General features: G+C 64.4%; 12 protein-coding genes. 10 read left to right on the plus strand and 2 right to left on the minus strand.

The window, feature by feature from the left end:
* The first annotated feature begins 57 nt into the window (after positions 1–57).
* The 6 genes from ASD82_RS06260 (at position 58) to ASD82_RS06285 (ending at position 8,738) form a co-directional block, all read left to right on the plus strand.
* Entirely contained in the window at positions 58–2,097 is a 2,040-nt protein-coding gene (locus ASD82_RS06260) for a DUF4396 domain-containing protein (RefSeq protein WP_056716970.1), read from the plus strand.
* A gap of 13 nt (positions 2,098–2,110) precedes the next feature.
* Positions 2,111–2,572, plus strand: coding sequence for a hypothetical protein (locus ASD82_RS06265; protein ID WP_157599203.1), 462 nt, complete (start codon positions 2,111–2,113; stop codon positions 2,570–2,572).
* A 75-nt stretch (positions 2,573–2,647) separates the two neighbouring features.
* A complete protein-coding gene (locus ASD82_RS06270) occupies positions 2,648–3,919 on the plus strand; it encodes a TolC family protein (RefSeq protein WP_082585264.1) in 1,272 nt (423 codons plus the stop codon).
* Positions 3,916–5,208, plus strand: a complete 1,293-nt coding sequence (locus ASD82_RS06275; protein WP_056716919.1) for an efflux RND transporter periplasmic adaptor subunit — start codon at positions 3,916–3,918, stop codon at positions 5,206–5,208. Before ASD82_RS06270 ends, ASD82_RS06275 begins: the two co-directional genes overlap by 4 nt.
* Complete coding sequence (locus ASD82_RS06280) at positions 5,205–8,381, plus strand: efflux RND transporter permease subunit (RefSeq protein WP_056716922.1); 3,177 nt, start codon at positions 5,205–5,207, stop codon at positions 8,379–8,381. Before ASD82_RS06275 ends, ASD82_RS06280 begins: the two co-directional genes overlap by 4 nt.
* 3 nt (positions 8,382–8,384) lie before the next feature.
* Positions 8,385–8,738: a copper-binding protein gene (locus tag ASD82_RS06285; protein WP_056716923.1), complete on the plus strand. Its 354-nt coding sequence runs from the start codon at positions 8,385–8,387 to the stop codon at positions 8,736–8,738.
* 39 nt (positions 8,739–8,777) lie between these two features.
* Here ASD82_RS06285 and ASD82_RS06290 read toward each other — a convergent pair whose 3' ends face one another.
* Positions 8,778–9,176, minus strand: a complete 399-nt coding sequence (locus ASD82_RS06290) for a MerR family DNA-binding protein (protein WP_056716926.1) — start codon at positions 9,174–9,176, stop codon at positions 8,778–8,780.
* 40 nt (positions 9,177–9,216) lie between these two features.
* Here ASD82_RS06290 and ASD82_RS06295 point away from each other — a divergent pair, with 40 nt between their 5' ends.
* Genes ASD82_RS06295 through ASD82_RS18080 form a run of 3 tightly spaced genes read left to right on the plus strand, consistent with a single transcriptional unit; the run spans position 9,217 to position 10,076 of the window.
* Positions 9,217–9,573 carry a mercuric transporter MerT family protein gene (locus ASD82_RS06295; protein ID WP_056716929.1) on the plus strand — a complete coding sequence of 119 codons (357 nt, stop codon included), beginning with the start codon at positions 9,217–9,219 and terminating at the stop codon, positions 9,571–9,573.
* A 10-nt stretch (positions 9,574–9,583) separates the two neighbouring features.
* Entirely contained in the window at positions 9,584–9,871 is a 288-nt protein-coding gene (locus tag ASD82_RS06300; protein ID WP_056716973.1) for a heavy-metal-associated domain-containing protein, read from the plus strand.
* Complete coding sequence (locus ASD82_RS18080) at positions 9,861–10,076, plus strand: GDCCVxC domain-containing (seleno)protein (protein ID WP_082585265.1); 216 nt, start codon at positions 9,861–9,863, stop codon at positions 10,074–10,076. The genes ASD82_RS06300 and ASD82_RS18080 overlap by 11 nt, the downstream gene beginning before the upstream one ends.
* 70 nt (positions 10,077–10,146) lie before the next feature.
* Here ASD82_RS18080 and ASD82_RS06305 read toward each other — a convergent pair whose 3' ends face one another.
* Positions 10,147–11,214, minus strand: a complete 1,068-nt coding sequence (locus ASD82_RS06305) for a DMT family transporter (protein WP_056716931.1) — start codon at positions 11,212–11,214, stop codon at positions 10,147–10,149.
* Positions 11,215–11,407: 193 nt separating this feature from the next.
* Here ASD82_RS06305 and ASD82_RS06310 point away from each other — a divergent pair, with 193 nt between their 5' ends.
* Entirely contained in the window at positions 11,408–11,731 is a 324-nt protein-coding gene (locus tag ASD82_RS06310; RefSeq protein ID WP_235580647.1) for a hypothetical protein, read from the plus strand.
* Positions 11,732–11,784: the final 53 nt, after the last annotated feature.

The raw sequence follows: 11,784 nt of genomic DNA on the forward strand, positions 1-11,784 counted from the left end.
CGGCCACGATCGCACAGCATGTGCCCCTGACATCCAAGCATGGTTCGGAGAGTGATGATGTTCCTGCAGCCGATCGATATTTTTGTCTACGCCTGGCTTGCCATCGCGGTGCTCTCGGCGATCTATGTGGCGTGGGATCAGTTCCGCGGTAATCCCGAACCCACGGTGATGAAGTGGGGCTTCGTGCTGATCACGCTGTACATGGGGCCGATCGGCTTGCTGCTCTACGTGATGGCGGACAAGGAGCCAGCGCCGGGTACGCATGAAGCGTTCGTGCAGCCACTGTGGAAACAGGGTGTGGGCTCGGCCGTGCACTGTGTCGCCGGTGACGCGACCGGCATCATTCTCGCCGCGGTGGTGGTTTCCGTGATCGGCCTGCCGATGTGGGCCGATCTGATCGTCGAATACGCCGCCGGCTTCCTGTTTGGCCTGCTGATTTTCCAGTCGCTGTTCATGCGCAAGATGATGGGCGGCTCGTATCTGGAAAACGTACGCAAGTCGTTCATGCCCGAATTCATTTCGATGAACGCGATGATGGCGGGCATGGCACCGGTCATGGTGCTGCTGATGATGGGGCGCGACATGCGTGCGATGTGGCCGGGCGAGCCGCTGTTCTGGTTCGTGATGTCGCTCGGCGTCACGGCCGGATATGCAGTGACCTATCCGGTCAACGTGTGGCTGGTATCGCGCGGCATGAAGCACGGACTGATGACGGTGCGCGACGATGCCCCTGCCCAACACGATGCACCATCTCAGGCAGCGAAGAACGCATCGCACGATCATGGCGCGATGGCGTCGATGCCCGCCGGTCACGCGATGCCGGCGGACACCGGAATGGGTGACGGCAAGCACGACGCGTCCGCCGGCCACGGCATGCACGGCGGCGGCAAGACGCCCACACGCGCGCAGCTCGTGGCGGTCACTGCTTTCACCAGCCTGATGCTGATCGCCGGCATGACCTTGCCCTCCGCCTTCGTCAACATGCGGCTGTCCGCGCACGAGGTCGGCAAACTGATCATGCCGCCGGGGATGATCACCACGCAGGAAACCCCGGCCGCGACCATGCGCGACATGGCCGGCATTGATCCACGCGAAAGCGTGTATACCGCACCCGTCGCTGCCCAGGGCGACCAACTGCTGCCGCCGCAGATCGTCGACGGGGTGAAGGTCTTCCACTTCGATCTCGAAGTGATCCAGTGGAGCATCCTCGCCGATCGGCCGGTGAACGCCTATGCAGTCAACCGCCAGGTGCCCGGCCCGCGCATCGAACTGGAGCAAGGAGATCACGTGCGCTTCGTGGTCACAAATCATCTGCCCGAATCCACCACGCTGCATTGGCATGGATTGATCGTGCCCAACGCGATGGACGGCCCGGCCGTCGTCACACAGAAGCCGATCGCCCCCGGTGCGACCTACACTTACGACTATGTGGTGCCCCAAGTCGGCACGTATTTCTATCACTCGCACGATCATCCGGATCGCCAGCAAAGCCTGGGCCTCTACGGCGCACTCATCGTACGACCCACGCACAATCCGGACAATCTCAAGCGCCTGGCCGCATTGCATCTGCCACCGGAAGAGGTAACGGCGGCGGCCGATCCGGCGAAAGAAGTGAAAGCCGATCACGAATACACCCTGCTGCTACAGGAATGGCTGGCCCGTGACGGCATCACCTATCCGGCGATGAACATGGAAGGCGGACTACCCAACTACTTCACGATCAACGGCAAGGCGTACCCGTCGACCGATACGGTAAAAATGCGCGTGGGCGAAACGATCAAGATCCGCTTCATCGGCAGCAACACCAATTTCGTGCATCCGATGCATATCCACGGCGGCCCCTTCACCGTGGTGGCCCGTGACGGCGTGGATCTACCCAAGGATGCGCAGTTCCAGGCGGATACCGTGAACGTCGGTCCCGGCCAGCGCTACGACGTGATCTGGACGGCGCGCAAACCGGGCCGCTGGCTGGTGCACTGCCATATTCCGCACCACACGACCAACAACAACCAGGAGCAGCAAGGCGGCGGCGGATTGATGATGGTGCTCGACGTGCTCGACGCCAACGGGCATTCGCTGCCGATGCCGGCGCAGTAAGATCATCACCCTCATGACCCGCATCCCTCATCCGACATTGATGCCACGCCGTTGGCGCTTGCGCGACATTCGTCGCGCACGCCTGACGCGCTGGCTGCTGCTCGGCAGTGTGTTGTTCATGATGGGCTTGCAATCGGCCCTGGCTGCCTACGCGTGCACGATGCCGTCGGGCATGATGGGCCCGGCCATGGCCATGAGTACATCCGCCCGGGATGCTTCCATGGCCACCACGTGCCCAGAGATGCAACACGCCCCGGCCGATCGGTTGTTGTGTGCCAAGCACTGCGCCTCCGACGCCTCTGCGCCGACCGATGCCCGTCCACTGTCGGTGCCGCCCAATGTGCTGACCGCGTTGCCGCCGGTGTTGCCCGTAATGGCCATGCAAACACAGGCCACGGCGGAGCCCGAGCGGCGTTACCAACTGCGTGCGCCTCCGCCATCGGCCACCTTGTTGTTCTGCTCTCTCCTGATCTAGCGCACCACGGGTTCGACCGCGGTGTCGTCGCGCCCATTCGGGCCGATGCAAGCTAGATCATGGGAGTGCTCCATCATGGGTTTCCTTTCTTTCGCCCGGTGCTATGCGCCGGGTCTGGCCATCGTCCTGGGTTGGACGGTGGCGACGGCGGTGTACGCGGCCGATCGGCCGCTGACGCTTGAAGCCGCGGTGCAGCGCGGTGTGACGCAGGCGCCGTTGTTGACCGCTCGTGACGCTGATATCGATGCGATGCGTGAAGAAGCTGCTCGGGCCGGGCGACTTCCCGATCCGTCGCTGACATTCGGCGTGTCCAACTACCCCGTGACCGATCCGGGCGCTTTCAGCTTGCGCTCGGACACGATGACCATGCGCACCGTCGGGGTGATGCAGACGATTCCCTCGCGCGCAGCGCGCGACGCCGAACGTGGTCTGGCCACTGCGCAGATCGATGCCGCCGAAGCCGATCGCGCAGGCACGGCGCAAACGGTGCAGGAACGCATCGCCGATGCCTGGATCGACCTATGGGCGATCCAGCAGAAGCGCGCGCTGCTGGCCGAGTTGCATGCTGAGAGTGGCTTGGCCGTGCAGATCGCGCAGGCGCGATTGCGTGGTGGTGACGGCAGCGCGACCGATGCGCTGGCCGCCCGAGCCGAGGCCGCGACCTTGGACAATCGTCTGGAGGCCGTCGATGCGGAGCTCGCCGCCGCTCAGGCAGGTTTGCAGCGCTGGCTTGGCCCGAGCGTTACCAAACTGGCTGAAGCACCGGACTTTGGTCAATTGCCGGTCACGGCGGATCGCCTGGAACAGCACATCGATCAGCAAGCGCCGATGCAGGCGTGGCAGGCGCGCGAACAGGTCGCGCAAGCGGCGCTCGATCAGGCGCGTGCGGCCAAACATCCGGACTGGAGCGTGGAGGCCAGCTACGGCAAACGGGCACCGGGCTTGTCCGACATGGTGATGTTGCAGGTGGGCGTGAGCCTGCCGCTGTTCACCCGCAACCGGCAGGATCGCGGCATCAGCGCGAAACAGGCGCAATGGGACGCCGTGCAGGCGGCGCATGAAGACGCCCGTCGCGCGCAGGTGGAGGCAGTGACACGCGCGGTCGCGACATGGCAGGGATGGAACCGACAAATCCAGCGCTACCAGGAAACCTTGCTACCACTGGATCGGGATCGCGCCACCACGGCGCTGGCTGGCTACCGCGGTGGCGGCCTGTTGCAGCCATGGCTGGATGCCCGTCGCGACGAGATTGAATTGCGTCTGAGTTATGCCGATGCGCTGGCCGCCCGCGCCCGGTTATGGGCCTCGCTGGCTTATTTGTTGCCGACCTCGGAGACGACGCCATGAAGCGTGCATTGATGATCCTAGCCGGTCTATTGCTGGCAGCTCTTTTGCTTTTGGTCGGGTACTTCAGCGGTCGTCGACACCCGCCAACGTCGTCCGCTCAGACAGCGTCCGCCGTGGCTGCTGCCCATGGCGGCGACAAAAAAGTTCTGTACTGGTACGACACGATGGTGCCCCAGCAGCATTTCGACAAACCGGGGCTGTCGCCAATGGGCATGCAGATGGTGCCTAAGTATGCCGACGAAGGCGGGGCCAAGGATGTCGTCCGGATCGACCCAGCGACGGTGCAGAATCTGGGGGTGCGCACGGCACCGGTCGAGCGCCGCGTGCTGGCGTCAGCCATCCGGGTGCCGGGCACCATCACCTGGGATCTGCGCCAAGCCATTACCATCAGCGCACGCGTCGATGCGGTGGTGAGCAAGCTGGACGTGCGCGCACCGTATACCGTGGTCAAAGCAGGTGAGCCGCTGGCTGAGCTGTTGGCCCCCCAATGGAGCAGTGCATTAGCCGAATACGACGCGCTTCAGCATGCGCAGTCGGCCGACGCGAAAGACCTTCGCGCGGCTTCGCGGGAACGCCTGCAGGTACTGGGCCTGACGCCCGCAAATATTCAGTCGTCGCGTCATGGCGTGGGTGCGGCGATCACGCTGCATGCGCCGCAAGCGGGCGTTGTCACCACACTGGATGTACGCGAGGGCCAACGCGTCAGTGCGGGCCAGACCCTGATGACCGTGAATGGCCTGTCCACCGTGTGGATCGAGGCAGCGCTGCCGCAGGCGGCAGCCGGTGCGGTGCGCAGTGGCACGCCAGTCACCGTCACGGTCGATGCGCTGCCGGGCCGATCGTTTCACGGCACCGTGGAAACCTTGCTGCCGGATGTGGATGCGATGACGCGCACCCAGCGTGCCCGCATCGTGCTCGCCAATGCCGACGGTGCCCTGAGTCCGGGCATGTTCGCCACCGTGCAACTCAATCCGACTCCCGACGCGGCTGTGCCGGTGGTGCCGGACGACGCGCTGATCGCGACGGGGAACCATACGCGAGTCATTCTCGCCGAAGGGGATGGTCACTTCCGTGCCGTGTCGGTGCGTACCGGGCGCGCGGCCGGCGGCTATACGGAAATTCTCGCCGGCCTCCATGGGGGCGAGAAAGTCGTGATCTCCGGTCAGTTCCTGATCGATTCGGAGGCGAGTCTGTCCGGTGCGCTGGAACGCCTGAATGACGCCGCCGCCAAACCGGCATCGGCGGCGAGTGCGTCGATGCCGGGCATGCCGATGGGAGGCAAACCATGATCGCCGCCCTGATCCGCGCGGCGATAGCGCATCGCGTGTTCGTATTGCTAGCCGCGCTGGCACTGGCGGCGGTTGGCGTGTTTTCCGCACTGCATACGTCGGTCGACGCACTGCCCGATCTATCCGACACCCAGGTGATCATCCGCACCAGCTACCCGGGTCAGTCGCCCCAGGTGGTCGAGGACCAGGTCACCTATCCGCTGGCCACCACCATGCTGTCGGTACCCGGCGCGACGACCGTGCGCGCCTTTTCGTTCTTCGGCGATTCGTACGTCGACGTGCTGTTCGACGACAGCACCGATCTGTATTGGGCGCGTTCGCGTGTGCTGGAATATCTGAGCCAGGCGCGCGATCGCCTGCCGGCCGACGTGACGCCCGCCCTCGGTCCTGACGCGACGGGACTCGGCTGGATTTACGAATACGCCCTGATCGACCGCACCGGCCAGCACGACCTTGGTCAGTTACGTGCGCTGCAGGACTGGTTCCTGCGCTATCAGCTCAAGACGGTGCCGAATGTCGCCGAGGTGGCCACCCTGGGTGGTATGGAGCGCGCGTGGCAGATCGTGCCTGATCCGCAGGCGCTGGCGGCGCGCGGCCTCACCGTGACGCAGCTGGTCGATGCCATCCGCAGTGCGAACGGCGCCAACGGCGGGTCGGTGATCGAACAGGGCGAAGCGGAACTGATGGTGCGCAGCGAAGGCTATCTGAAGAGCCGCGCGGATTTCGAAAATGTGCCCATCACCACCAACGCCGGCGGCGTGCCGGTGCTGCTGCGCGACGTGGCGACGGTGCGGCGCGGCCCCACGTTCCGCCGTGGCCTCGCCGAGCTGGACGGTCAAGGTGAAGTGGTCGGCGGCATCATCGTGATGCGCACGGGCAAGAACGCCAAGACCACCATCGCCGCGGTGAAGACGCGACTGGCGGAACTGCAACGCAGCCTGCCGGCCGGTGTCGAGATCGTGCCGACTTACGATCGCTCCCGGCTGATCGATGCGGCCGTGGAGAACCTGTGGGGCAAGCTGCTGGAAGAGTTCCTGATCGTCGCCTTGGTCTGTGTACTGTTTCTCGGCCATCTGCGCTCGGCGCTGGTCGCGGTGATCACCTTACCGTTGGGCGTGCTGACTGCGTTCATCGTGATGAACCTGCAAGGGGTGTCGGCGAACCTGATGTCGCTCGGCGGTATCGCGATTGCGATCGGTGCGATGGTCGATGCGGCGATCGTGATGATCGAGAACACCCACAAGCATCTGGAGCATTGGCGCGAGGCGCACGACGGCGAGGATCCGCAGGGGGCCGAACGCTGGTCGCTGATTGCCGAGTCCACCGCCGAGGTGGGACCGGCGCTGTTCGTGAGCCTGTTGGTGATCGCGCTGTCGTTTGTGCCGGTGTTTGGGCTGCAAGGCCAGGAAGGCAAGCTGTTCAAGCCGCTGGCGTTCACCAAGACCTACTCGATGGCCGCAGCGGCGGGACTGGCCGTGACGCTGGTGCCGGTGCTGATGGGTTATCTGGTGCGCGGACGCATCCGTGCCGAGCGCGCCAACCCACTCAACCGGGGCTTGATGCATGGCTATCGGCCGGTCCTTGAAGCGGTGCTGCGCTATCCCAAAGCCACCTTGTTGCTGGCCGGTGTGCTGTTGCTCACTGCCATCGTGCCGCTGACCCGACTCGGCAGCGAGTTCATGCCGGCGATGGATGAAGGCACGCTGCTGTATATGCCGACCGCCTTGCCGGGTTTGTCCGCCGGTAAAGCCTCGCAACTGTTGCAGCTGACCGATCGCATGATCAAGACCGTGCCCGAGGTCGCGCATGTGTTCGGCAAGGCGGGACGCGCCGACACCGCCACCGATCCGGCACCGCTGGAGATGTTCGAGACCACGATCACCTTCAAGCCGAAGGATGAGTGGCGGCCGGGCATGACGATGGACAAGATCAAAGCTGAGCTGGACAAGGCGGTGCACGTACCGGGGCTCACGAACCTGTTCGTGCCGCCGATCCGCAATCGCATCGACATGCTCTCCACCGGCATCAAGAGCCCGATCGGCATCAAGGTCCTGGGCACCGATCTGGCGACCCTGCAAACCTTGGCCGACCGCATCGAGACGGTGGCGAAGACCGTGCCCGGCGTCAGCTCGGCGATTGCCGAGCGTCCGACCAGCGGTCGCTACGTCGATGTGCACATTCGTCGTGATGACGCGGCACGTTATGGGCTGTCCCAACAGCAGCTGCAGCAGTTGATCGCGACCGTGGTTGGCGGTGATCCGATCGACCAGACGATCGAAGGGCGCGAGCGTTATCCAATCGTGGTGCGCTACCCGCGTGCCGAGCGTGATTCGGTGGAAGCGCTGCGGCAGTTGCCGATCGTCGCTGCCAACGGCGCCCAGCTCACGCTGAGTCAGGTGGCTGACATCACCGTGGTGGCAGGGCCGTCGATGCTGAAAAGCGAGGACGGTCAGTTGGCGACCTATGTCTACGTCGACACGGCAAGCAGCAACCTCGGCGGTGTGGTCGCGGATCTGCAGCGTGCGGTGGCACAGCAGGTCACCTTGCCACCGGGTACCACCGTGGCCTGGTCCGGTCAGTTTGAATATCTGGCCAGTGCCATGCAGCGCCTCAAGCTGGTGGTGCCGATCGCGCTGGTGATCATCTTTCTGCTGATCTACGCCGTGTTCCGACGCGTGAGCGAAGCGGCGCTGATCATGGCCAGTGTGCCGCTGGCACTGGTCGGCGGCCTGTGGCTGATCTGGTTGCTCGGCCACGCGGTGTCGGTGGCCACGATCATCGGCTTCATCGCGCTGGCCGGCGTCGCCGCCGAGTTCGGCGTGGTGATGTTGTTGTATCTGCGCCATGCCTGGGATCGGCAGCTCGCGCGCGATCCGCAGGCCGGTTTCGACGCACTGGATGAAGCCATTCGCCAAGGGGCCGTGCAGCGTGTGCGCCCCCTGGCAATGACCGTCGCGGTGATCCTCGCCGGCCTGTTTCCGATCCTGCTCGGCCACGGTGCCGGCTCGGAAGTGATGCAGCGCATCGCGGCCCCCATGATCGGCGGCATGCTCACCGCCCCGTTGTTGACCATGCTCGCCCTGCCTGCCGCGTTCCGCCTGCTGGTTCGTTATCGCTTGCGCAAAGCCCGCGAGGCAGAGACCTCACTTCACTCCAACCCACAAGGAAACTGACGTATGAAAAAGCACCTCCTTACCTTCGCGCTCACCGGTGCGCTGCTCCCCGCTTCCAGCGTGGTCGCCGCCCAGAAGATGGATCCGAACATGCCTGGCATGACCGGCATGCAGCACGACGCCAAACCGGCTGACGCGCAAGGCACTGGCATCGTCAAGGCAATCGACACAGTCAAGAACACCATCACGCTGCAGCACGAGGCGATCACCGCCATTGGCTGGCCGGCCATGACCATGCCGTTCAAGGTGGCGTCACCCGACCTATTGAAGCACGTGAAAGTCGGCGACGAGGTGCAATTCACCCTGCATCCGGCGGGCATGGCCAGCACGGTGACGTCGATCACGCCTGCGCAGTAGTAAGCGGATGCGCGTGTGCCTGTGCGAGCAGGCGCACGCCTATGCCTGCCGAAGGAAATCCAGTGTCGGGCAGTGACCGCCACGCGGAACCTGCGCGCAGTCGGCGGCGAGCTGCACGAGTTCCGCCTCCAACCGCCGCAGGTCCTCCAGCTTGCGGCGCACATCGAAAAGCTTGTGCTCGGTCAGTCGGCGTGTCTGCGCGCAGGCCCGCTTGCCCTTGAGCTGCAGCAGTCCGGCGATCTCCTCCAGCGTGAAGCCCATGGTCTTGGCGCGACGGATGAACTGCAGGCGCATCACGTCCGTCTGCCCGTAGCGACGCACGCCGCCCAGAGGCCGCTCGGGCTCATGCAACAGGCCCACACGCTGGTAATAGCGCACCGTCTCGACGTGCACGTCAGCGGCCAAAGCCAACCGACCGATAGTGAGCGCAGAAGTCATGCTTGACTCCGTAGTTGGGTACGGAAGTTAGTATGCACCCATGACTACGCTCCCGGCCAAATCGTCGCTGCCCGCCATGATCGTTGCGCTGCTCGCGGCGATCGGTGCATCGGTGTGTTGCGTGGTACCGCTGGCACTGGTGCTGCTGGGCATCAGTGGCGCGTGGATTGCCCATCTCACGGCGCTCGATCCCTGGCGTCCCTGGTTCATCGCGGCCACGTTGCTTTGCCTTGGTCTCGCGTTCTGGACGCTGTATGGACCATCGTCGCGTTGCCGCACCGAGGGCGTCTGCATCGACCCCGCCATTTTGCGTCGGCGCCGATTCTGGCTGTGGACAGCCACGGTACTGATCGCGCTTCTGTTGCTGTTTCCCTATCTCATCGGTTGGTTTTTGTAGGAGACGAATGATGCGTCCGTGGCTATTCGCTGTAATCGCCTTCCTGTGGCTGGGCATGGCTCATGCGGCAACACCCACAACGGCCGTGCTGCATGCGGCGAACATGACGTGCCCGACCTGTAGCGTGACGATTGAGAAGGCCTTGAGCCGTATACCGGGTGTCACGAGCACGAAGGTCGATCTCAAGGCTGAGACAGTCACCGTGGGGTTCGATGCCGATCGTGCCACTGTCTCAACACTGGCGCGCACCATTACCGAAGCAGGCTTCCCGGCCACGGCGAAAGCCTATGGCGGTTGAGCCCATCCTGCAGAGCACGCTGACCTGTCCACAGTGCGGACATCAGGTCACCGAGACCATGCCTACCGATGCCTGCCAGTTCTTTTACGACTGCACAGGTTGCGGCGAGCTGCTCCGGCCGAAAGCGGGTGACTGCTGCGTGTTCTGCTCGTATGGCGACGTGCCATGTCCGCCGGTGCAGCAGCAGGCGCGATGCTGCGGATAGTCAGGCCTGGTGGCGCGGCGCATAACCGAGGAGCGGGCCACCGTTGCCTACCATCGTTCGCACCCGAATCTCAGGAATGTCGGTGACGGTGGTGGATGTCCGGGTAGTGCGGATGGACATGTGTGATCGGCTCGTGCACGTGCGGATGGGTATGCGGCTCGCTGCCATCCCAGGGAAAGTCGTGCGTGTGTTGGTGGTGTTCGTCGTGGCGGTGGCGGTGCTCGTGGGCGAGCGATTCATGCGTGTGCTCGTGTGCATGGCGTTCGCTGACGTGCAGCCAGACGCCCATCGCCATCAATGCGCCGGCCAGCCAGAAGGTAAGGCCCGGATGCTCGGGGAATAGCAGCAGCGACAATGCGGCGCCCACGAACGGCGCAGTGGAGAAATAGGCACCGGTGCGCGCCGTGCCCAGGTTGCGCAGCGCCAGCACGAACAGCACCAGGCTCAGGCCGTAGCCGACGAAGCCGAGCAGACCGGTGGCCAACAACGGCAGCATCGCGGGAAAGCGCAGGCCAAGCCACAAGGCAAGCCCGATGTTGATCACGCCGGCGACGCCGCCCTTGATCGCGGCGATCTGCACCGGGTCGCCACCGGACAACGGGCGCGTCAGGTTGTTGTCGATCGCCCAGCACAGGCAGGCACCGGCGATCGCCAGCGCACCCCACGGCAATTCGCCGATGCGTTGGCGCTGCCAGCTCAGCAGTACGCTACCGGCCACGATCGCCAGCATGCCCAGAAACACTCGCCGATCGACATTCTCGCGAAACACCACCCAGGCAAGCACCGCGGTGAGTACTCCTTCCAGATTGAGCAGCAACGAGGCGGTGGAAGCGAGCGTATGCGTCAGGCCAAGCATCAGCAATACCGGGCCCAACACGCCGCCGAACACCACCGCACCCGCCAGCCACGGCATCTCTCGTCGCCGCAACGGCGCTTCGGTTGCGGGCCGTCCGCGCCAGCGCCGCAGCACCATCCACGCCGCCAGCCCGATGCCCGAGCCGGCGTACAAGAGGCCCGCCAGCAGGAGCGGCGGAATCGTGCCGAGCAGTGTCTTGGCCAATGGCGTGCTCAGACCGAACAAAGCCGCGGCCGCCATCGCCTGGAATACGCCGCGCAGGTGTTCGTGGTTCGGTTTCATGCATCGATTCCAGGGGACGGCAAAGTGAGTCGCTCCCGCATCTGTGGCGGATGGCTTCTCCACCGTGCTGAATGAAGATGAGCAAATGGAATTGTCTAACACCTAGGGTGCTGGTTAGCATGGGCAGATGCCATACGCTCGATCGTCACTGCTGACTCGCCTGCGCCGCCACCGCGGTCTGTGGGTGTTGGCCGTGGCCGTGCTGATGATCAAGCTGGTCGCCGGCACGGTGTGCGTGGCCGATGCGCCAGAGAAGCGATTGGTTTCGACCACCACCATCTCCGCCGCCAGCATGCCCGTGGATACCGTGGTCGCCGATGTATCGGCTGATGATCCGAACGCCTGTCTTCTAGGTGAAACGGGGGGCTGTCATTGCGCTTGTGCGCACACGGTGACGCTGCCAACGACCGCCCGGCTTTCTATTGCCAAGGTGCAGGCTCGCTTCGACACCTTCGTTATCCGTTCCGGATTCACGCCGGCCACGACCGGCTCCCTGTTGCGCCCTCCCATCGCCTGAAATCGCTCCGTTTCGCGACGCATCCGCCTGCGTGATGCGTCGCTTCGTGACCG

The organism is Rhodanobacter sp. Root179 (assembly GCF_001428465.1).
Taxonomy (GTDB): domain Bacteria; phylum Pseudomonadota; class Gammaproteobacteria; order Xanthomonadales; family Rhodanobacteraceae; genus Rhodanobacter.